The organism is Vibrio sp. UCD-FRSSP16_30 (genome assembly GCF_001676025.1).
GTDB lineage: Bacteria > Pseudomonadota > Gammaproteobacteria > Enterobacterales > Vibrionaceae > Vibrio.
Genome location: NZ_LZFW01000035.1, coordinates 107,008 through 128,635 on the forward strand (window position 1 = coordinate 107,008; position 21,628 = coordinate 128,635).

The window sequence follows — 21,628 nt, forward strand, 5'->3', positions numbered from 1 at the left end:
AAGCAAAAAATCACAACTTACCAGAGTATACAAATGGGTAGTGTCCTTCCCCATCCGGCTTACCTAGCCATTGTAATTGATCCCCTAGTTTTTTAGGGAACTCAGCGCCCGGCTTAAACCATGCATCAAGATCGTAAGTCATGCTTGGGCTCAAAGAAGCGCTAAACTGGCTAGAAACCTGAGCGGTTTCCTGACTTCCTTTGGCACTTAACTGACTATCAACACAATTCACATCTGAAATAATAGTGCCTAAATCTAAGTCGCCTAGTGGAGAAGATACCTTACTTTGATTCCATACCAGGTTAGCCGTACCCGTTTTACACCATGGTGATGCGTACTCGTAATCTTTTAGTACCAAATCAAGCTGGCCATCAGCCGTGACTGGCGCTGGAATAGTGACATGTTTTAATACTTGCTTAGCTGGCATAGAGAGCACCAAGTTACTCGCATAAGGGCCACTAAACCCATAGCCAATAGTGCCTCGACCGGTTAAATCTAGCTCGCTATTACGACCTAATCGAACATTTAACTCCGCCTTGCCTTGAAATAATTTCCAAACTTGCAGATCCCAATTAACCTCACCAAAGCCATACTGCTGCCAAGTGACACGTTTGGCGGTGCCTTGCCATAACGAACCACTAACACCAGAGATAGTCAGCCCATTAATACGAGGCAGTTGCTCTATTGCAAACTTTGCAGGTAAGTTAACGATGACACTGCATACAAAAACAATAAGCAGTAAAAAACTGTAGCCAAAGAGCTTTTTAAAACTGATACCAAACATTAACTACCTGCTCTCTTAAACTGTAATCGGTTGATTTCTACGACACCTGATTTATCAGAATTATTGATGTCTAAAAACGCAACATCAATACCCTTTTCTTGGCGTAGATACAGTAACCAGTTCATTAATCGATTAAACGAAACTGGCTGAACCCAAACTTGCACCATATCATCACGAGGCTGAAGTCGAATTAGCTCAATTTTAAAGCGTCGTGTTGATGTGGATATCAGCTGATTTAGCGGTTGATTAGATATCGATGGCACATTACTGGTCTTACGTAATTCAGTAATGGTATTGGCTTCTTTTTGTACCCAACCTAGTAGCTGAGTCTCATTAACCAATCGAGTCTGAGCCAGCTCACTTTTTTCTTTTAGGGGGGCAAAGCCACCCCAATACAGCAAACCAGCAAGGCCAAAACCAATCGCAATAATCAGCATTCGCTGTTCTCTAAGGCTAATGCTATTCCAATAACCTAATATGGATTCTTGTAATCTTCGCATCATTTCACCTTCAATATATAGCTGCTGCTGACCAAGTCACCATTTCGATTAATTTGCCCTTGCTCTACTGAGAATTTTTTAGCAAAAGCAACACGAAGCTGCTCAAAAGTCTGAAAGTCACTGGCTTGAGCTTGAATACGTAATTCTTCTCGTTCGCCGTCATACTTCATGCTTAGAATCTTAACTTTGCTACTGTCTTTAAGTGATGCTTGAACTTCAATCAGCCAGGTGAGCAATGGTGCTTCCACCGAACCACCACTCAATCGAGTTTTTTCATCGTTCATCTGACGCTTCAAATAACTCACTGTAGGAATACGGCGTTTATCTGGGAAAACCGCTCTAAAAATACGCTCACTCTCAGCTCGATAAGACTTAGCGGTCATCTCCATTTGACTGACTTGAGTGTAAGTATTGATACTAAAGACAACCAGAAGAACTAACGCAGCAATCGCTGGAGCACGCCAAAACTTAATGTTTTTTAACCAAGAAGATTGTCGTTTAAACTCACCACTGAGTAAGCTAATTGTTGATAGTTGAGCATTTTTAGCCAATAGCGCCATAGGCAATTCAGCAGGTAGCTCTTCAATAGGAGAGGTGACTTTCTCTCTTAAAGAGTCAGGAAGCGCACCAAAACATCGAATATTTACCGGCTCAACCTCTACTTCCTCATCAGACTCATCACTTTCACTTTTTGCCAGCACAAATGGCTCTTGCGTAATAGAAAGTGCCAACAAGTTTTCAGAAAGAGTCATGCCTTGAAATTGATGATGACGAATTAAGTAATTGCCATTCCAAGGAAGCACAGTTATGCCCTCCTCCTCTAAAGGAAGAGACAATACATCAGGTAGCACTTTGTGTAATTCGATACCCGCTTCAGCAAAACGAGCCACACACTGCTTTAAGTAACTTTTATCTACAGCCGCAATCCAAGCTTTATCACCTACCAGCTTAAATATAGAAAAATGCAGCTCATCGATATCTTGCGCTACTTCTTCTTCAACAAGAAAAGGAAGCATGGTCGAAAACTGACGAGTTGCACCCGCAGGGACCTGCACTTCCTTCAAAGCAACATCTTGCCCATCAAGTAATAAGGCAACATTTCGCTCTGTTGCGTAAGTTGTTAACTCACCTAGTTCATCTAAGCTATTAAGTTCTCCACTTGCAATAATTTCGTCTTCTGTAGAAGACCAAACTAGCCATGGAACTGTATTTAAATTCTGCCTACTGAGCCGAACTGTCAGGATTTCGCTCACTAATTCCTCCAAATCGTCGGCGTACAACTCGCGATTCGTCTTTATTTTCACTATAAAGCAGGCTTCTCAAGCGAACTCGAGCATCCTGCACAAATACTTCTACATCCAATTCAAAATAATGACTATCTACCGATAGATATTGATTGGCTTGGGTTTTTACATCGTCACTCACACTTGCAATATCAGGTTCAGCTAAAAAATCAGCGGTACTTTCCCAACCATCGTATGGGCGGTCTTCAAGCACTTGTTTTGCTTGTTCTTCACTTATTGCAGAGTCAAATAATGCGACCAGAAGCTTTGCTTGCCAAGGTCGTATCGTATTGACGTTAATGCGTAAGTCATCTGTTGGTAGTGCGCAGGCTAACCAAGAAATATTTCGCATGGATGACGCATCCATCTGGTAAACACTTCTAAGCTCACTTAAATCAGCAATCAGACTATTGGGTGCCATATAAGCAGGCGATAACCCTTCATAGGTTGCATCTTCAACGCCAGATTGTGTTGTCACTACATCATTATCATCTAGGTATTCCCAAGTCGAATCTGCGACGACTTCTGCTTGGTAATTATCTAAGCCCGCTTCTTCTAATAACGTGCGCCACACCTCTAACAAATAAGGTCTGGAGCTGGAAGTGGCGTCTAACTGGATTGCGGCCAGCGAGTTAACATTAAAACACGCTTGCATGTCACGAATAGCACCACGCGCATCACCATACTCTAATGGGTATGTTTGCTCTTCAATCGCCCACGGCTGGCTCAAGTTAATCGTGTCACCATCTTCGTGACTCTGTTCAATCCCATATCTGGCTAATGCCTCAACACCGATCGCATACCAGTATGCCTGTTGATTATTCACCTGATTACTTGCTCTGTCGACACTTAGAACCAAACGTTCAGACATAGTAGCGGCAATGGCTGTCATTACTGCAAGTAACAGTAATACCACTAATAAAGCAACGCCCTGCTGCTTATTATTAGCTGGCGATCTGTTGTTCATTAAAGACGATAAATTACTCTGACGTATCTTCATTGATCCTCTCAAGCTTACCGTCAGCGGTAAGATAGATACGCTCTAACTTGCCATAATCTTCAAGTTTGATATCAACGGCTATCGCTTTGGGTAGTGCTCCGTTATCGGTCCACTCTTTCACCCAAGCTTCACCATCGTAAAAACGCAAATCAAACTTTTCAACTTTACTCAGAAGCGGTGTGACAATACCTTCTTGGCCGACTGGAGTGTCAGGGTATCGCCACCATACGCGTTCTAATTTATCCCCTCGGACTCGATAACCAACTTTGGTAATTTCGCCTCGAGGAAATTGTTGCTGAGGATTAATCCAGCCTAAACGACTAAACAAAACACCCTTAGCATCTGAATCGATTAAGTTATCCTGCCAATAGATCAGTGCTTGTCCTGCTTCTTGTCCATCGTTGCGAAAACGACGAACCGCAATCTGACGAAAATCACTATCGAGATAAACTAATGTGGCTTGCAATTCTTGTAAGCGTCCGAGTTTATCTTGAGACTGTTTATTGCTTAATTGAATTTGAAATACCACTTGATACGCGGCAATACTTAAACCAGCAAAAACAGCAATAGCCACCAAAACTTCGATTAGGGTAAACCCTTTAGTGCGCTTATAACGGGACATAACTTCTTACCGTTACTAGGGGATTTTTTAACCCTTGATTTAAAGAGACACTGATATCAATCGCACGCAGATAATCATTACCAGTAGAGACCGGTGTAACAGACCAATACCATTGATAATTTGCTAGCTCAGAAGTACCTTTACGAATCGTCTTTGGTGGTTCATCCGCTAGCATCATCAGAGTCATTTGATTGTCAGCCACCATTCCGGCAAACGTTTTCTGTTCCAAATAGCTGATACTATTGATGTGTTGCGAGACAGCTCGCACAACACTAATTGATGCTGTGGCAAATATCGCAAGTGCTATCAATACCTCAAGTAAAGTCATACCCTTAGCGGACTTCATCATCAAGATCCTCACCCGGCCTAAGCAGTTTCACACTACCGTTTTCTAATGCAAATACACGCCAGTTTTGATCGCCCTGAGCTTCAGAGTTAGGATGTATATACACCTCAAATGGTGTTAGCTCTCCACTTGATAATATGAACGCTTGCGGTGGTTTTTCCTGCTCTTGTTTATCTTCTTCTGCAAACATTTCCTCATCAAATAATGAGCCTTGTTTAAACAAAGAGTCTTTTTTGCCCCATACTCCGTCACCCAATTCCCAAGCAAGAACTAACCCGTCTTCTAGCTCTGTATCGGCAGGAATACGGCGATGATCTAACGCTTGCCAGCCATCTTTGGTCAATCGTAATAAGCGGTATTTCTTTCCGGTAGGATCAAAGCGAATGCCAAGATCCCAGCCATTCAAAATCGCATCTTGGTGCAAAAGAGTTAAACGCTGGAAGAGTTGCTGTGCACGAACCTCAGCAGCATCAGCACTGCTTCGAGGTAAGTTGATAATTACAGCAATGGCACTTACCGACACTAAGATCATGACCAGCATAATCTCAAGTAAGGTAAAGCCACGCTGTTGCTTGTGCTTTCTCACTGTAACAAGAATTACTGGAAGTCTTGTAGGTTCCAGTTACCAATATCAGTTGATGAACCTTCGCCTCCAGCCTGACCGTCAGCACCAAGACTAAAGATATCGATATTGCCGTTATCACCAGGGCTTAGGTATTGGTATTCATAACCCCATGGGTCTTTTGGAAGACGACGAATATAACCATCAGCACGATAGTTGCGAGGCTCTGGAGAACCAGTAGGGCGGCTTGCCAATGCATCTAAGCCTTGATCTGTCGTAGGATAAACACTGTTATCCAACTTATACATATCAAGTGCATTCTCTAGCGCTACGATATCTGTAATTACTTTCTGTTGGTCAGCTTTCTCTTTGTTACCCAAAAGGTTAGGTACAACAAAGCTTGCTAAAATACCCAGAATAACCACAACAACCATAACCTCTAGCAAGGTAAAGCCCTGTTGTTTCTTGTTTTGTCTCATATTTTTCTCCATATACTCGGGTAAATGACTAAGCACCCGATACCAAATTATTCAGTGCTAGTAGCGGCATCATAATCGCAACTACAATAAAAAGTACAATACCGGCCATAAATACAATGAGCAGAGGCTCAAATATACCTAAAGCAAGGTTAACCTGTGATTCAAAGTCTTGGTCTTGGTTATCTGCGGCGCGTGTCAGCATTTGCTCAAGCTCACCCGATTGTTCACCACTGGCAATCATGTGCAGCATCATCGGTGGAAACAATTTACTTTGCTGTAATGAGTGGCGCAGACTTGCCCCTTCTCGAACTTTATCTGAAGCCTCAAGTACTTTCTTTTTAAAATACTTGTTACCCATTACATCGGCCGCAACAATCATCCCATCCAATAAAGGGATAGCACTGGCCGAACAAATGGCTAAAGTACGAGCAAAACGGGAAGTATTTAGACCTTTTGCTACCTTACCAATAACAGGGATATTTAACACTCGGCGATCCCATCGCAACCTTAAATCAGGCTTCCTGAGCAAGATTTTAGTCACAACAACCAAGACAATCGCACAGATCACAAGCAACACGCCGTAGTCCTGTACAAAGTCACTCGCATTAATCAATATTTGCGTTGAAGTTGGAAGCCCTTGGCCCATTTGAACAAATTGATCAACAATTTTGGGGACAACTGTGGCGAGTAGGAAACCAACAACGGCAACGGCAATTAACGTCAACATCGTTGGATAGATCATCGCTTGTTGTAGCTTTGAGCGTAGCTTTTGACGCTTTTCAGCATAATCAGCCAGACGTTCTAAAACCGAATCTAAATGTCCCGACTTTTCACCTGCCGCAACCATAGAACAAAAAAGATCATCAAAAACTGCGGGGTATTCTCCCATGCTGTCTGCCAGGGTATACCCTTCAACAACTTTTGAGCGCACACTCACTAACATACTGCGAATATGAGCCTTCTCCGACTGCTCAGCAACCGCTCGCAAACACTCTTCTAAGGGCATGCCTGCTTGAACAAGTGTCGATAATTGACGAGTTAACAAAGCAAGATCGGGAGTACTAATGCCTCGCTGGAAACCTTTAGACTTTGTTGATTTCTTTCTTGTCTGAGTCTCGGTTATTTCAACCGGTATAAGACCCTGCTCTTTTAAACGTTGTCTAACTTGGCGAGCATTATCACCTTCGGCTACGCCTTTTTTCTGGCGGCCTTTAGCATCTAACGCTTTATAATCAAATGCTGCCATTATTCTTCCCTAGTTACTCGCAAAACTTCTTCTAGGGTTGTTTTGCCAGCCCTTGCTTTATCGAGACCATCTTGACGAATACTTGCTGTAGTCGCACGAATTTCATGCTCGATTTCTTGCTCGCTCTGCTCACCATGAATCAATGACTGAACTTTCTCATCAACCACTAATAACTCATGAATACCAGTTCGACCTCTGTAACCTTTGTTATTACAGTGCTCACAACCATTTGGCTTATAAAGGATCAAATCATCGTTAGGCTTAAGGTGGAATAATTTCTTTTGTTCTTCATCGGCTTGATACGGTGCTTTACAGTGTTGGCACAACGTTCTGACCAATCGCTGAGCCAAAATACCCAATAGAGAAGACGAGATAAGGAAAGGTTCAATACCCATATCTCTCAATCGCGTAATTGTACCTACGGCTGTATTGGTATGCAGAGTAGACATAACTAAGTGACCCGTTAAGGACGCTTGCACCGCAATTTGAGCGGTTTCAAGGTCACGAATCTCACCAACCATCACCACATCTGGATCTTGACGCAAAATAGCCCTTAGGCCTCGCGCAAAGGTCATATCAACTTTAGGGTTTACTTGGGTTTGCCCGATGCCATCAATATCAAATTCAATCGGATCTTCTACGGTAAGGATATTACGCTCTGCACTATTGAGCTCTTGTAGCCCCGCGTACAAAGTGGTTGATTTACCAGAACCTGTCGGGCCTGTAACCAAAATAATACCGTGAGGTCGCTTAATTAAGGTTTGCAAACGAACATGGTTGTTCTTAGACATACCCAAGCTATCAAGATCAAGTTGAGTGGCGTTTTTATCCAGAAGACGCATTACCACACGCTCACCATGAGATGAAGGCATGGTAGAAACACGTACATCAACGGCTCGACCACCGATCAATAATGAAATACGTCCATCTTGAGGAACTCGTTTCTCTGCAATATCAAGCTTTGCCATAACCTTAACCCTAGACACCAATAAAGGTGCAAGTTTACGGTTAGGGGCTAATACATCACGCAAAACGCCATCGACACGAAAACGAATTGAAAGGTGCTTTTCAAAGGACTCGATATGAATATCCGAGGCGCCCTCTTTAATTGCCTCACCCAACATGGCGTTAATTAGCTTAATTATTGGCGCATCGTCTTCAGCTTCTAATAAATCTTCATTTTGCGGAATCTCTTCCGCCAATGAGAAGAAATCATCACTGTCTGCGCCAATATCTTCCATCAACTGCCTCGCCTCAGACGAGTCTCGCTGATAGGAATCGGAAAGCTTAGATTCAAAACTGCTTTTATCTAACTCAACCAACTCGATAGGTAGAGGCGACACTCTAGTCACCTCTAACAATGTTGCTGTTTGTATAGGGTCAACATAAAACAGTTGATATTCATTGCCTTCAGCGTTGAGCTCAAGCACAACACTAAAACGTTTAGCAAAACCAAACGGTAAGCGTGTCATGCTTGTTTTATGCGTTGCAATTGCTCCGTTTTCCATTACTTGCGATCCACTTGCTCAATAAAGGCTTGGAACTCTGTTGGACGAACTGCGTCATCACCAAATTTAGGGATTACAGGGATAAGATCGTCTGACATTAGTTTTAGACCTTCTTCTGCTTTGTATAACTGCTCAGCACGGATGTAGTTATATTTACGCTGAGTAATACCATCGGCGGATACACCATCACGAATAATGGTTGGCTTGATAAACACCATTAGATTTTTCTTTTCAACTTGAGTACTGGTTGATCTAAATAACTGACCTAACCATGGAATGTCGCCCAAGATTGGCACTTTAGATTCACTTTCCATCGCTCTTTCATCAATCAAACCACCAAGCACGAGCATTTGCCCATCTTGTATCATTACTGATGTATTTAGCTGACGTTTAGCAAATCGAACATCTACCGCGCCATTTGCGCCCAGTACGTTGGATACTTCTTGCTCAATCTTCAACTGAACAGAGTCACCTTCGTTAATCTGAGGAACAACTTTAAGTTTGATACCCACTTCTTTACGGTCAACCGTTTGGAATGGGTTTTCATTATTTGAGCCTGAAGTCGATCCAGTCAGTACTGGTACCTCTTCACCCACAATAAATGATGCTTCGCCGTTATCCATGACCGTAATACTTGGAGAAGACAGAATGTTTGAATTAGAATCTGTTGCAACTGCGCTAATTAATGCAGTCCAGTCACCCATTGCCAAACTTACCGCAGCACCATTCACTCCACTTAGCGCGCTCGCCAGTGTTGAGTAGTCACCCGATTCATCGATTGTTTTAGTGGTTGTTAGACCCGTAGAAGGATCGGTATAGGTTTCCGTACGGCTGGTATCTTTGGCTTCTTCTAAGCCCACCATTACACTACCTATAGATGCACCAGAGTTACCATACTGAACCATAGCGCCCGTTTCTAAGTTACCCCATTGCACACCAAGGTTAACACCGTCACCTTCAGACATTTCGACAATCAAAGCTTCAATCAATACTTGCGCACGACGAATATCTAACTGTGCAATAACATCTCGCAACGCCTTCATGATGTCAGGCGGAGCAGTAATAACTAGGGAGTTAGTTCCTTTATGAGCAGAAATCATAACGTCAGAGTTTGCATTTCGAGCAGAAGAGCCACCTTTAGCGGTTTTCTTAGCAGCAGAAAGGTTATCGGATACACCTTTAAGTACATCAACCAAATCTTCAGCATTGGCATTCTTCAGGTAAACAACTTGGTTATTGCCTTTAACAGCCATCTCTTTATCTAGTTGAGAAACGACTCTTTTCAGACGCTTACGCACCTGAGGATCACCCGAGATTAATACTGAGTTAGTGCGTTCATCAGCAACCAGTTTTGGCTGTAAGAAGGCTGGAGTATTTTTAGCTTCAGTGGTTTTATTCAAAGCTTCAACGATACGTACCATTTCTGCAGCTGAAGCATATTGTAATGTCACCACTTCAATGGATTTATCGCCGGCCTTATCAACACGTTCAATAATTTCTGCTAAACGGTTAACTACCGCAGCACGGCCAGTAATCAAAATGATATTTGCAGGGTCATAGTGAACCACGTTACCTGCACCTGCATTGTCATTTAACTGACGAAGCAAAGGAGAAAGTTCACGTACCGATACATTACGTACCGCAACAACACGAGTTACGACAGCATCGCCTTTGATATTAGAATCGCCGACAACAGGAACGGCAGAAGTTTTAGCATCCTTAGATTTAATGACTTTTATGACGCCATTTTCCATTTCGACAACGGCATATCCATACACTTCAAGAACACTAAGGAAAAACTGATAATACTGTTTCTCGTTTAGCACATCATAGCTACGAACATCAATCTTGCCTCTGACCGAAGGGTCGACAATAATGGTCTTCTCTAAGTTTCTCCCGACGATATTAATAAACTCGCCGATATCTGTGCCTTTGAAGCTAGCGCTAAATTCATTGGCACTGAATGCTGGTGTACACACCAAACTACCGACCAACAGCCATGCGCTCTTGCTAAACCAACCTTTCACTTGATACTCCCAAAAATCAATGGCACTTCGGCCCAACATGGCACATACGATTAGGCTCATGTTGTTACGATGATAGCTATACTGCTATCACACTATAGTTGTAAATAAATATCGTAGCGTTGACTATTACGCTCGACAGTGAGATTAATCTCACTTAGATCACTCAAAGACTTCCAAATAGCGCCCATTGCTGAAGGATCAGTCAAATCGGCACCATTCAATTCCACCGCGATATCACCATCTTTTAAACCAATAGAGTCAAATAAAGCACGGTCACGTCCAGGACGCACACGATAACCGACTAACTTACCTTCACGGTTAACTTGAGAAAGTCGAATGTACTTAAGAAATTGCTGTGGGTTCTCAGAAATGGCCGCTTTAATGCTCTCTAAGTTGTCTAAATCTACTTTAGGGTTATTACCCTGAACATTAGACTCAGGCTGCTTTTTAACAACATCTTTGATATCACTAACACGTTTATATTCTAAACCTTCCAGCATTAATGTTTCATCACGACCTTGGTTTTCAATGATCACTCGATCTTTTAATACATTACGCAATTGAGCTCGAGTACCATCAATAGTCTCGCCAATTCCATAAGTATCTTGACTGCCCTTGTTAGCAATAACAGCCAAACTGTTCTTTTGATTAGTACTTGCCACGACACCGACCAACACCAGACTTAAACGTGTTTTAGGTGCATCAACAACCTGCTCGGTTACCTTTGGAGCTTCTTCTGATTCTGATCCAAAAAGGTTCGCATTCAGTAACGAAGAAATATCAACACCTTGTTGCGGTGCAGCCGTATGCGTTGAAACCCCAGAATTAGGTCTCCAAAGCTCAACATCAGAGTCTGAACCAACTAAGTGCCAGAATAAGTGACCGCATAGCCAGGCAGTAGTGACGAGTAAAAAAAGCGTCAATACTCGGGCAATACTTGACTGTTGATTCACGACACTAGTCAGCAGTTGATTAGCTTTGTGAGAATATGTGGAAAACTTAGACAAAACAGGTCCCTTTGATATACCAATTTTCGGACTATATGCCATTGAGGCATTGGTGCTACTGGGTTAAACGGTTGTGCAAGACTACCATACATATTATTACCAATAATTACAGACGTAATTAATTCATTTGCAAATAAAGACATTTACTTGAAAAATGATATCTGCGTCACCATTAATCAACCAGCAAAACAACACTTAGAGAGCAGAGACCCCCATGAGTTCCAATTTAGATTCAGTTCGACTCGATAAATGGCTTTGGGCAGCACGCTTTTATAAGACTCGTTCAATCGCTCGAAATATGATCGATGGCGGTAAAGTCCACTACAATGGACAGCGCAGTAAGCCAAGTAAAATGGTCGAAGAAGGTGCAACAATTACCCTACGACAAGGGCTTGTTGAGAAAGAAGTTGTGATCATAAAAGTATCCGATCAACGACGCGGTGCACCCGAAGCACAACTACTGTATAACGAGACTGATGAGAGCATAGCTAAGCGTGAAAAAACCGCTCTTGAACGCAAATTGCACGCACATAATCCAAGCCCTGAACGCCGCCCAGATAAGAAGCAGCGACGTGATATTATTAAATTTAAGAATCAATAAGCCGGAGTTTCCTAATGGAAAGCAACGTATTAAATCGTTATTTATTTGAAGACTTATCTGTACGTGGTGAACTCGTACAACTGGATAAGGCATATCAAGCCATCCTAGACAGCAAACACTATCCGGTTGCAGTTCAAAACTTGCTTGGTGAATTACTAGTGGCGACATCACTACTCACCGCAACATTAAAATTTGAAGGGTCAATTACTCTTCAGCTGCAAGGTGACGGTCCGCTATCTCTGGCAGTTATTAATGGCGACAATAATCAAAAAGTTCGTGGTGTTGCGCGTTTTGAAGGCGACATTGCAGAAAATGCCACTTTGCATGAAATGCTCGGCAAGGGCCATCTTGTTATTACCATTTCGCCAGATAAGGGTGAACGCTATCAAGGTGTGGTTGGCTTAGAGGGTAATACACTTTCTGAAGTGCTAGAGACATACTTTGAACGCTCAGAGCAGCTCAAAACTCGCCTATGGTTCCGCATTGGTAAGCTAGAAGGTAAAGCTCATGCTGCCGGTATGCTATTGCAAGTCGTTCCTGACGGTACTGGTTCAGAAAATGATTTTGAACATTTAGAGCAATTAACCGATACCGTGAAGGATGAAGAATTATTCACTCTACCGGCTGATGAACTGCTTTATCGTTTATACAACCAAGAAACCGTTAAGTTATTTGAACCACAAGCCGTTGAATTTTACTGTGGATGCTCAAGAGAGCGTAGTGGTGCTGCAATTTTGACCGTAGCTCGTGAAGAAGTGAATGATATTCTGGCGACAGAAGGAAGCATCGGCTTACATTGCGACTACTGTGGAACAACTTATGATTTTGATTCTGCTCAAGTAGAAGAGTTATTTTCTCAAGCCGATAAACCCACTCTTCACTAATCCGTGACAAAATTAAAATATTTACTAAAAATTGAGCGCCCTGCTCAGATTTTTTAAATATAAAAAGCCGGCTTTTTATGCCGGCTTTTTATATGCAAGCAATTTAATAGAATAAAAACTCCAAAAACACACACCTCTTGTCATATTTTACGACAACAACACAGCAAAGTTCGCGTTTTTCGCGTCAAATTTGCACACAATTACTCACACTTCTTAACTTCAGAAACGTGATCCTTGTTGAAAAAATAATCAATAAAGCCATATATAGTCAATACTGTTACTTATTAAAAAACTTATAAATTCGGTAGCGTTTTACACATTATTATAAATACCCGACAAGGAGCATCTATGACCGTTATGGAACATACTAAGACTGCAAACATCAATCTTGCTGAATATGGTATCAACGACTCAACAGAGATCATTCGTAATCCGAGTTACGAAATGCTTTTTGCCGAAGAGACTAGCGACACTCTTCAGGGTTACGAGAAAGGTATTGTGACGGAACTAGGCGCAGTGGCGGTTGATACTGGAATATTTACTGGTCGCTCACCTAAAGACAAGTTCATTGTCAAAGATGACACGACTCGTGACAATATGTGGTGGACTACAGATACTGTAAAAAATGATAACAAACCGATAGATCAAGCAATATGGAATGATCTTAAACAGGTCGTCACTACTCAGCTATCTAATAAGCGTCTTTTTGTTGTCGATGGTTATTGCGGTGCCAACCCTGATACCCGCCTTGCAGTACGAGTGATAACAGAGGTTGCATGGCAAGCTCACTTTGTGAAAAACATGTTTTTGCGCCCTTCAGAAGATGAGTTAGCCACCTTTAAAGCTGATTTTGTCGTAATGAATGCCGCCAAATGCACTAACAGCAAATGGCAAGAGCATGGCTTAAACTCTGAAAACTTTACCATATTTAACCTAACCGAAAAAATGCAGCTTATCGGCGGTACTTGGTACGGCGGTGAAATGAAGAAAGGCATGTTCGCTATGATGAACTACTTCCTTCCTTTGCAGGGAATAGCTTCAATGCACTGCTCTGCCAATATGGGAGAAGAAGGTGATGTAGCGGTATTCTTCGGCCTTTCCGGTACTGGTAAAACTACCCTATCGACTGATCCTAAACGCGCGTTAATCGGCGATGATGAACATGGTTGGGATAACGACGGCGTATTTAACTACGAAGGTGGTTGTTACGCAAAAACCATCAAGCTATCTAAAGAAGCAGAGCCTGATATCTACAATGCCATCCGTCGTGATGCGCTGCTAGAAAACGTCACGGTGCGCAATGATGGTTCAATCAACTTTGATGACGGTTCAAAAACTGAGAATACTCGCGTTTCATACCCGATTCATCATATTGAAAACATCGTTAAGCCCGTTTCCAAAGGTGGTCATGCAAACAAGGTGATTTTCCTTTCTGCTGATGCCTTCGGTGTATTACCACCCGTCTCTAAACTGACACCAGAGCAGACTAAATATCACTTCCTATCTGGATTTACCGCTAAACTGGCAGGTACAGAGCGTGGTATTACAGAACCAACCCCAACCTTCTCTGCTTGCTTTGGAGCGGCGTTCCTTACTCTACATCCAACTAAGTATGCAGAAGTGTTAGTGAAGCGCATGGAAGAGGCTGGCGCTGAAGCTTACCTTGTCAATACTGGCTGGAATGGTTCAGGCAAGCGTATCTCTATTCAAGATACTCGCGCCATTATTGATGCCATTTTAGATGGTTCGATTGAAAACGCCGAAACGACGACTATTCCAATATTTAATCTAGAAGTACCAACCGCATTGCATGACGTAAATACTGAGATTCTTGATCCACGAGACACCTATGTTGACCCGCTACAATGGGAAAGCAAGGCAAAAGATTTAGCCGCTCGCTTTATCAATAATTTCGAGAAATATACAGACAATGCAGATGGACAAGCACTAGTGAAAGCTGGCCCACAACTGGATTAACGTTATAACTTACCTATCAAGCCCCTGTTTCAGGGGCTTTTTTATTGATAAACAATAAGATATCAGTCATCTTTAGCCATACGTGAAAATCTTTGGGAAATATAATGAGAGCTGCACTAAAAATCAGTGGCTGGTTTCTACTGCTATTGCTTACCAGCTGTGTAGCACTGTTTTTGTATCTAAAAACATCTCACTCAAATTGGCTTACCCAACAAGTCTTATCCCGTGTCACCAGTGAAGCAGTCAGCATTGGTGAATCTCATTATCAGTATCCCAATACCCTAACTCTCTCCCAAGTAACGATTGAGCAAGCAAATAATACGGCAATCGCTATCGACAACGTGCAAATCACTATTGATACACATTGGGATTGGTCAGCCCCTATTGTTATGTCTAACATTGCGATTTCTGGGGTGAACTTACCGCATGGCATTTCAGATACTCACGAGTTAAAACAGCTCTTTAAGCAATGGCAGCCGCAGTATATCGACGTTAAAGGAATGGACTTTGCTAACCATGATTTTATCGCCCGCGATATCCACCTAACCTTCACACCAAGTGCAACTTTCCCCGAAGGCGATATCAACATTGATAGCGAACAAGTGTATTGGAAAGGTGAAGCGCTGGATAATTTCAAAGCTAGACTCAACTACCAACAAGACAACACACAATTAAACTTACTTAGCTTTAATTGGCGCGGCGGTGACATTCAGCTTATTGCAGAACAACATGGCCAATCATGGACAATAAACGATGCATTGATACGTAACCTGCATCTATCTAAAGCTCAATTTGTTCAACCCGAGGTTTCTCAAACTCAAGTTTCTCTGCCACAACACCTGTCTTTAGCCGAACTACTCAACAATATAGACATAATCGAGCACATCAAAGTTGAGCAATCAAGTTGGCAACAAGATGATCTAGCCTTAAACCAAGTGCAATTACAGCTAGATCACTGGAGCTTAAAAACCCCCGTTTGGATGCAAAAAAGTAAACTGACTTTTTCCGCAGAAAGTGTTGCGTGGCATGAGCAAGTTATTCTCGAACCACAACTTTCCGCACAAATTGAACAGCAACACATTCAATTTGATCAACTTAGCTTTCTTTTTGAACAAGGACAGTTTAATACGAGCGGAGAATTGTCCCCCGAGCATTTATTACTTAATGAACTTGATGTGAAAAATCTAGAATGGAGCATCACTGATCCACAAGTTTCAGGTGCTTTAGTTCGCTATTTTGACACTTTAAAGCAGATTCAAATCAATACGCTTAAAGTTGAACGTAGCCAAATAATTGATATTTCAAATGCCAGTCATTGGCAGTTCTCTAGCCTTAATGCACAAGGTGAGAATTTAACAGTAAAACAAGATAATCAATGGGCATTGTGGAATGGCTCTTTTGCTGCCAGCGCCAATAGCTTCACCGCTTGGGGGATCACGTCAATTAAGCCCTACCTAGAAACTCAAACTGTTGATGGGCTTTGGCGAATTAAGCAGTTATTTCTGCCAATTAATGATGGGTTAATCAAAGCTAACTCACTAATAAACCTTGGGCTAATAAGTACCCCATGGGAGTTATCAGTTCGAGCGTATGGCATTCCTTTAAAAGAACTCGCCAGCCCATTGGGTATCGCTGTAGATTGGCAAGGACTGACGGATGTCAGTGCCGATTTAAACGGTCTCGGTGGTGATGAGTTAATGCTAAGACACAGCCTAGATGGCGAGATTAACATTGCGCCTCATGATGTGAAGATTTCGATACCTTTCGCCACTCAACCACAGCATACGGTGATTATTCCTGAAATTAATATTCAGGCAAAGCGTGGGATTATCAATGTACCTGAGACACTATTTGTGAGTAACAACCTTACAGGGGATCTACAAGGTAGTCTTGATCTAGTCACTCCAAATGAAGGCGGCATTACATTAAAAATCGATGCCGATTGCGTCTCTCTATCATCAACATTACCTAAAGGGCGAAGCCAAATTGCAGTGACCTGCCCGCAACCTTAAACAGGTTTATCGGCTTAAACGCTTAAAGTTTGATTTGCTTGTGAACTAGGAAGCAACACATAAGTGCCGGTGAACTCAACCGCTGTTTGAGTACCACTATAGATAAAGACTTTAATGATAATTCGCGCGCGGCGACCACCTTCTAGTCTGGCAAGATCGCCACTAATTCCATCTAATGAAGTGCTGGCCTTAGGGCTTTCTTTTACTGGGCAGCGATAGCGAATATTACTGTCAGCTAAAACAATATCAGCATGCAGATTTCGCTCTTTCATTAATAACCATGCCATGCCCCAACCAGTCAAAGTAGCCAGTGTAAATGCAGAGCCTGCAAACATGGTATTGTGCGGATTAAGGTTTGGGTTTAATTGAGCAACGCACTCAAATTTGTAACCTGTGTACTGATTAATCTTAATGCCCATTTTGTCGCTGATCGGAATTTGCTCTTCCCAGCGTTTTTGTAACTCATTACACCAATCAGGACGACGCAGAACATTTGCCATTGGGTCGATAGCTTTAATCATCTGCTGGTGACGAACCGGACCACGCTCATCACTCATCATTCCCTGGCTCTCAAAGCCATTATTACGATAAAACTCAATCGCATCTTCGCGAGCATTACAGACCAGTCGCTTTACGCCTTCTTCGCGAGCAAGTGACTCTAGCGCCACCATAATCAAAGAACCGACACCTTTACCTTGGCGGTTATTTTTAACGGCCATGTAGCGGATTTGACCATCATCATCGGCCGTCACATACAGACGACCAATCGCCACTGGGCGTCCTCGCCCATCAACGATCATTCGATGATGACTCAACTCATCATATTCATCTCTTTCTGAGCCTCTAGGTCTTTGCCAAGGCTCACGTAGCATTTGCCAGCGAAAGTGATAATACTTCTGTAATTGGTTTTCCGTACTTGGGGTAATTAGCTTAAACATACGATTTCAGATCCATTGAATCAATTAGTTATGGGTGGCTAACCCTAGACTTGCAGCCAAAAAGTCACCGGTCCATCATTGACTAAAGAGACCTTCATATCTGCTGCAAATTGACCACGTTGGGTCGGAAGTACTTCCTCACATTTATCGGAGAAGTAATCATAAAGTCGCTGTGCATCTTGCGGCGCTGCGCCACGAGAAAAACCTGCTCGCGTCCCCTTCTTAGTATCAGCAGGCAACGTAAACTGAGACACTACTAATACACTACCATTAACCTGCTTTACGTTCAGATTCATTTTATCTTGCTCGTCACTAAAGACGCGATAAGTGGTGACGCGTTCCATCAGTCGTTTGGCTTTCGCTTCATCATCGTCTTTTTCAACGCCTAATAGAACAAGTAAGCCCTGTTCTATTTCACCGATAACTTTGCCATCAACTTTAACTGCCGCTTCACTCACTCTCTGTATCAGAGCTATCACTTCGAATCCTTTTTCTCATTAATAATGTTTGGTAATGCAAAAACCACTCAATACTAAATGGTTCATTCACTCGCCATACTTCATCTTCACCCAAACTGGCGGTGATTTCAGCGCCTATCAATACGATCATCCAACACAAATAAATCCACATGAACAATAGCGGTACCGCAGCTAGAGCCCCATAGATTAACTGGTACGATGGAAATTGAGACACATAATACGCAAACAGCTTTTTACTGACTTCAAATAAGCAACCGGCAACCAATGCGCCAGCAAGTGCGTGATTAAAACGAACCTTAATATTAGGCACTAATAAATAAAGCCCAAAGAATGCTAAAAAAGAAAATGTAATAGGAAGTAAGCTGTACATCAGATGAAGCGTATCTTCATTCCAAACTTTTAGGGAACTGATGTAAGAAGAAAACACTAGGCTCATCCCCATTAGTAACGGACCTAAGGTTAATACCATCCAGTACATTGAGAACGAATAAACCGTACGACGCTTCTTACGAACACGCCAAATATAATTGAGGTTTTTATCGATAGCGGAGATCAGCAATAATGCGGCAAAAAATAGGAAAACCAACCCGATTGAGGTCATTTTACCGGTATTTGCAATAAACTCGTTAAGCGTATGCTGAATGGCTTCACCCGCTGTCGGGACAAAGTTACTAAACACAAACTTCTGAATAGTATCTCCGACACCATCAAACATCGGCACTCGCGATAATGCGGTTAAAGTCACCGTGGTCAACGGCACTAAAGAGAGCAACGTAATGTAGGCCATATAACCTGCATTCACAGGTAACCTATCGTGTTTGCCTCTTTGGTAAAGGTAGCTAAAGTAGTGCAACATCACATGCACCCAGTTTGGAAGATTGAGCATTTACTGCATCCTGCTGTAATACCAATCTTAATTTCTAACCTACAGAGTGAGGTTTGGGAAATTAAGTGGTTAAAAAATAAGTCTTAAAATCAATTCCCTGACAAAGTTAAATCAGTTTAGCAAAACTCATTCAACAGTAAAAGAAAGCCCCACAGAGGTCAGTCCAAAGACGACTACTGCAGGGCTTAATAAGTTAGCAGATTAGCTAAAAGCTAATGCACTCTTATTTTGCTGGGCGAGATGCACGCTTACGTTCGTTTTCAGTAAGAAGTTTCTTACGGATACGTACGTTTAGTGGCGTTACTTCTACTAGTTCATCTTCATCGATAAACTCAAGAGCTTGCTCAAGAGTATGTTTGATCGGTGGAGAAAGAACCTGTGCTTCATCTGTACCAGATGCACGAACGTTAGTTAACTGCTTGCCTTTAAGACAGTTTACAGTTAGGTCGTTTGAACGGTTATGAATACCGATAACCTGACCTTCATAAACTTCATCAGCATGCTGAGTAAACAGACGGCCACGCGCTTGTAGGAAGAACAATGCGTAAGTCAGTGCTTTACCAGTTGCATTTGAAACTAGAACACCGTTGTTACGTTGACCAATGATACCGCCCTTGTATGGACCGTAGTGATCGTATGAGTGGTAGATAAGACCAGAACCAGACGTCATTGTTAGGAATTCAGTTTGGAAACCGATAAGACCACGAGAAGGCATCATAAAGTCCATGCGAACACGACCTTTACCATCTGGTGCCATATCTGTTAGCTCACCTTTACGAAGACCGATGCTTTCCATGATCGCACCTTGGTTCTCTTCAACTACATCGATAGTTACCGTTTCAAACGGTTCCAGTTTTTGACCATCTTCTTCTTTGATGATTACTTCTGGACGAGATACAGCAAGCTCAAAGCCTTCACGACGCATGTTTTCAATCAGGATAGATAGGTGAAGCTCACCACGGCCTGATACACGGAAACGGTCTGGACTTTCAGTTTCTTCAACACGCAATGCAACGTTATGAACCAATTCTTTTTCAAGACGCTCAAGAATGTTACGTGAAGTAACGAACTTGCCTTCTTTACCCGCGAACGGAGAAGTGTTTACTTGGAAAGTCATTGTTACTGTTGGTTCATCAACAGAAAGTGGTTCCATAGCTTCAACATTGTTAACGTCACAGATAGTGTCTGAAATTTTCAGTTCACCAAGACCTGTAATTGCAATGATGTCACCCGCGTTAGCTTGGTCAACTTCGTGACGGTCAAGACCTAGGTAACCAAGAACAGTACCTACTTTACCATTACGTTTTTTGCCTTCAGCGTTAACAATCGTTACTTGCTGGTTAGGTTTAACACTACCGCGAGTTACGCGAGCTACACCAATAACACCAACGTATGAGCTGTAATCAAGCTGAGAGATTTGCATTTGCAATGCACCATCGATATCAACTTTTGGCGCTTCAACAGTATCAACTACTGCTTGGAACAATGGTTCCATGTTCTCGCCAACAACGCCTTCTTCCATTGAAGCCCAGCCGTTAAGTGCTGAAGCGTAAACAACAGTGAAGTCTAGTTGCTCATCAGTTGCGCCTAGGTTGTCGAACAAGTCAAATACTTGGTCCATAACCCAATCAGGACGAGCGCCAGGGCGGTCAATCTTGTTGATAACAACAATTGGCTTAAGGCCGTGTGCAAATGCTTTTTGTGTTACGAAGCGAGTTTGAGGCATTGGGCCATCAACTGCATCAACAATTAGCAAAACAGAATCAACCATAGACATGATACGCTCAACTTCACCACCGAAATCGGCGTGTCCAGGAGTATCTACGATGTTGATACGGTAATCGTGCCAGTTGATCGCCGTGTTTTTAGCCAGGATGGTGATACCACGTTCTTTCTCGATATCATTCGAGTCCATTACGCGCTCTTCAGCTTCACCACGAGACTCAAGCGTACCCGATTGCTGTAGCAGCTTGTCAACCAGTGTTGTTTTACCATGGTCAACGTGCGCAATGATGGCGATATTTCTTAACTTTTCAATCTGTGGAGTAGACATGAATAGAGTTCACTCAGTAGCGTCTCGGCGGTTTGCCGATGACAGGAATAAAAAAAATTTGCCGTAATGTATCAGATTTTAACCAAAATCCCAACAAGATGTGATCTATCCCTTACTTATTCCTGCCATATTTTCTATAAATCGACCATTTTCTTTCTAAATCGCCAAATTATGAGCAGCACAAACAAAAAAACACCTATATAGAGATGGATCATCAACCGATACTTATTCGCACCAAGGTTGGGCGATCTCACACTATTTTGTATTTTTAACTCTAAGTCCGTCGACGAAATGAAATCAAAGTCGATAAACCATGCAATTTATTGATCCAAAACAGTGCATTAGCGGATCATTATGGTGCATCAAAGACAAATCAAAACAGTGCAAATAACGTCAAACCATTGATATTAAAGAGTTAATTAAAGTTGGCACAG

General features: G+C 42.4%; 20 protein-coding genes. 4 read left to right on the plus strand and 16 right to left on the minus strand.

The window, feature by feature from the left end; translation table 11 throughout:
- Nucleotides 1-10: 10 nt before the first annotated feature.
- The 12 genes from A9260_RS12035 to gspC form a co-directional block, all read right to left on the minus strand.
- Complete coding sequence (locus A9260_RS12035) at nt 11-784, minus strand: type II secretion system protein N (protein WP_068699295.1); 774 nt, start codon at nt 782-784, stop codon at nt 11-13.
- Nucleotides 784-1,284, minus strand: a complete 501-nt coding sequence (gene gspM / locus A9260_RS12040; protein WP_068699296.1) for a type II secretion system protein GspM — start codon at nt 1,282-1,284, stop codon at nt 784-786. The genes A9260_RS12035 and gspM overlap by 1 nt, the downstream gene beginning before the upstream one ends.
- Nucleotides 1,284-2,537 (minus strand): type II secretion system protein GspL, encoded by a 1,254-nt coding sequence (gene gspL / locus A9260_RS12045; protein ID WP_068699298.1) that lies wholly within the window; start codon nt 2,535-2,537, stop codon nt 1,284-1,286. Before gspL ends, gspM begins: the two co-directional genes overlap by 1 nt.
- Nucleotides 2,506-3,567, minus strand: coding sequence for a type II secretion system minor pseudopilin GspK (gene gspK / locus A9260_RS12050; RefSeq protein WP_068699300.1), 1,062 nt, complete (start codon nt 3,565-3,567; stop codon nt 2,506-2,508). The genes gspL and gspK overlap by 32 nt, the downstream gene beginning before the upstream one ends.
- Nucleotides 3,548-4,189 carry a type II secretion system minor pseudopilin GspJ gene (gene gspJ, locus A9260_RS12055; protein ID WP_068699302.1) on the minus strand — a complete coding sequence of 214 codons (642 nt, stop codon included), beginning with the start codon at nt 4,187-4,189 and terminating at the stop codon, nt 3,548-3,550. Before gspJ ends, gspK begins: the two co-directional genes overlap by 20 nt.
- Nucleotides 4,176-4,535, minus strand: coding sequence for a type II secretion system minor pseudopilin GspI (gspI, locus tag A9260_RS12060; RefSeq protein ID WP_068699304.1), 360 nt, complete (start codon nt 4,533-4,535; stop codon nt 4,176-4,178). The genes gspJ and gspI overlap by 14 nt, the downstream gene beginning before the upstream one ends.
- On the minus strand, nt 4,522-5,121 hold the full coding sequence (gene gspH / locus A9260_RS12065) for a type II secretion system minor pseudopilin GspH (protein ID WP_068699307.1): 600 nt from the start codon (nt 5,119-5,121) through the stop codon (nt 4,522-4,524). The genes gspI and gspH overlap by 14 nt, the downstream gene beginning before the upstream one ends.
- A gap of 11 nt (nt 5,122-5,132) precedes the next feature.
- Nucleotides 5,133-5,576, minus strand: a complete 444-nt coding sequence (gene gspG / locus A9260_RS12070; protein ID WP_197485279.1) for a type II secretion system major pseudopilin GspG — start codon at nt 5,574-5,576, stop codon at nt 5,133-5,135.
- Between the two features lie 28 nt (nt 5,577-5,604).
- Complete coding sequence (gspF, locus tag A9260_RS12075) at nt 5,605-6,822, minus strand: type II secretion system inner membrane protein GspF (protein WP_068699311.1); 1,218 nt, start codon at nt 6,820-6,822, stop codon at nt 5,605-5,607.
- Nucleotides 6,822-8,330, minus strand: a complete 1,509-nt coding sequence (gene gspE / locus A9260_RS12080; RefSeq protein WP_068699313.1) for a type II secretion system ATPase GspE — start codon at nt 8,328-8,330, stop codon at nt 6,822-6,824. The genes gspF and gspE overlap by 1 nt, the downstream gene beginning before the upstream one ends.
- The gene (gene gspD, locus A9260_RS12085) at nt 8,330-10,357 is read right to left on the minus strand and encodes a type II secretion system secretin GspD (RefSeq protein WP_068699457.1); all 2,028 of its coding nucleotides are present in this window, start codon (nt 10,355-10,357) and stop codon (nt 8,330-8,332) included. Before gspD ends, gspE begins: the two co-directional genes overlap by 1 nt.
- A 92-nt stretch (nt 10,358-10,449) precedes the next feature.
- Nucleotides 10,450-11,406 carry a type II secretion system protein GspC gene (gene gspC, locus A9260_RS12090; protein WP_082957111.1) on the minus strand — a complete coding sequence of 319 codons (957 nt, stop codon included), beginning with the start codon at nt 11,404-11,406 and terminating at the stop codon, nt 10,450-10,452.
- 172 nt (nt 11,407-11,578) lie between these two features.
- Here gspC and hslR point away from each other — a divergent pair, with 172 nt between their 5' ends.
- The 4 genes from hslR to A9260_RS12110 all read left to right on the plus strand — a co-directional run bounded on the left by hslR (nt 11,579) and on the right by A9260_RS12110 (nt 16,838).
- Nucleotides 11,579-11,965, plus strand: a complete 387-nt coding sequence (gene hslR / locus A9260_RS12095) for a ribosome-associated heat shock protein Hsp15 (RefSeq protein WP_068699315.1) — start codon at nt 11,579-11,581, stop codon at nt 11,963-11,965.
- A gap of 14 nt (nt 11,966-11,979) precedes the next feature.
- Entirely contained in the window at nt 11,980-12,849 is an 870-nt protein-coding gene (gene hslO / locus A9260_RS12100) for an Hsp33 family molecular chaperone HslO (RefSeq protein WP_068699317.1), read from the plus strand.
- 348 nt (nt 12,850-13,197) lie between these two features.
- The gene (gene pckA / locus A9260_RS12105; RefSeq protein ID WP_068699319.1) at nt 13,198-14,826 is read left to right on the plus strand and encodes a phosphoenolpyruvate carboxykinase (ATP); all 1,629 of its coding nucleotides are present in this window, start codon (nt 13,198-13,200) and stop codon (nt 14,824-14,826) included.
- Nucleotides 14,827-14,930: 104 nt separating this feature from the next.
- The gene (locus A9260_RS12110; protein WP_068699320.1) at nt 14,931-16,838 is read left to right on the plus strand and encodes an AsmA family protein; all 1,908 of its coding nucleotides are present in this window, start codon (nt 14,931-14,933) and stop codon (nt 16,836-16,838) included.
- A 14-nt stretch (nt 16,839-16,852) separates the two neighbouring features.
- Here the strand turns inward: A9260_RS12110 and A9260_RS12115 are convergent, their stop codons facing one another.
- The 4 genes from A9260_RS12115 to typA all read right to left on the minus strand — a co-directional run bounded on the left by A9260_RS12115 (nt 16,853) and on the right by typA (nt 21,194).
- A complete protein-coding gene (locus tag A9260_RS12115; RefSeq protein WP_068699321.1) occupies nt 16,853-17,776 on the minus strand; it encodes a bifunctional GNAT family N-acetyltransferase/hotdog fold thioesterase in 924 nt (307 codons plus the stop codon).
- Nucleotides 17,777-17,820: 44 nt separating this feature from the next.
- Complete coding sequence (gene dtd / locus A9260_RS12120) at nt 17,821-18,255, minus strand: D-aminoacyl-tRNA deacylase (RefSeq protein ID WP_068699323.1); 435 nt, start codon at nt 18,253-18,255, stop codon at nt 17,821-17,823.
- A complete protein-coding gene (locus A9260_RS12125) occupies nt 18,227-19,141 on the minus strand; it encodes a virulence factor BrkB family protein (RefSeq protein ID WP_068699325.1) in 915 nt (304 codons plus the stop codon). Before A9260_RS12125 ends, dtd begins: the two co-directional genes overlap by 29 nt.
- A gap of 223 nt (nt 19,142-19,364) precedes the next feature.
- The gene (gene typA, locus A9260_RS12130) at nt 19,365-21,194 is read right to left on the minus strand and encodes a translational GTPase TypA (protein WP_068699327.1); all 1,830 of its coding nucleotides are present in this window, start codon (nt 21,192-21,194) and stop codon (nt 19,365-19,367) included.
- Nucleotides 21,195-21,628 lie beyond the last annotated feature (434 nt).

Coding starts and splice junctions, on each gene's coding strand:
- A9260_RS12035 (WP_068699295.1), bottom strand. CDS start 784: ATGTTTGGTATCAGTTTTAAAAAGCTCTTTGGCTACAGTTTTTTACTG.
- gspM (WP_068699296.1), bottom strand. CDS start 1,284: ATGCGAAGATTACAAGAATCCATATTAGGTTATTGGAATAGCATTAGC.
- gspK (WP_068699300.1), bottom strand. CDS start 3,567: ATGAAGATACGTCAGAGTAATTTATCGTCTTTAATGAACAACAGATCG.
- gspJ (WP_068699302.1), bottom strand. CDS start 4,189: ATGTCCCGTTATAAGCGCACTAAAGGGTTTACCCTAATCGAAGTTTTG.
- gspI (WP_068699304.1), bottom strand. CDS start 4,535: ATGAAGTCCGCTAAGGGTATGACTTTACTTGAGGTATTGATAGCACTT.
- gspG (WP_197485279.1), bottom strand. CDS start 5,576: ATGAGACAAAACAAGAAACAACAGGGCTTTACCTTGCTAGAGGTTATG.
- gspF (WP_068699311.1), bottom strand. CDS start 6,822: ATGGCAGCATTTGATTATAAAGCGTTAGATGCTAAAGGCCGCCAGAAA.
- gspE (WP_068699313.1), bottom strand. CDS start 8,330: ATGGAAAACGGAGCAATTGCAACGCATAAAACAAGCATGACACGCTTA.
- gspC (WP_082957111.1), bottom strand. CDS start 11,406: ATGGCATATAGTCCGAAAATTGGTATATCAAAGGGACCTGTTTTGTCT.
- hslR (WP_068699315.1), top strand. CDS start 11,579: ATGAGTTCCAATTTAGATTCAGTTCGACTCGATAAATGGCTTTGGGCA.
- hslO (WP_068699317.1), top strand. CDS start 11,980: ATGGAAAGCAACGTATTAAATCGTTATTTATTTGAAGACTTATCTGTA.
- pckA (WP_068699319.1), top strand. CDS start 13,198: ATGACCGTTATGGAACATACTAAGACTGCAAACATCAATCTTGCTGAA.
- A9260_RS12110 (WP_068699320.1), top strand. CDS start 14,931: ATGAGAGCTGCACTAAAAATCAGTGGCTGGTTTCTACTGCTATTGCTT.
- A9260_RS12115 (WP_068699321.1), bottom strand. CDS start 17,776: ATGTTTAAGCTAATTACCCCAAGTACGGAAAACCAATTACAGAAGTAT.
- A9260_RS12125 (WP_068699325.1), bottom strand. CDS start 19,141: ATGCTCAATCTTCCAAACTGGGTGCATGTGATGTTGCACTACTTTAGC.
- typA (WP_068699327.1), bottom strand. CDS start 21,194: ATGTCTACTCCACAGATTGAAAAGTTAAGAAATATCGCCATCATTGCG.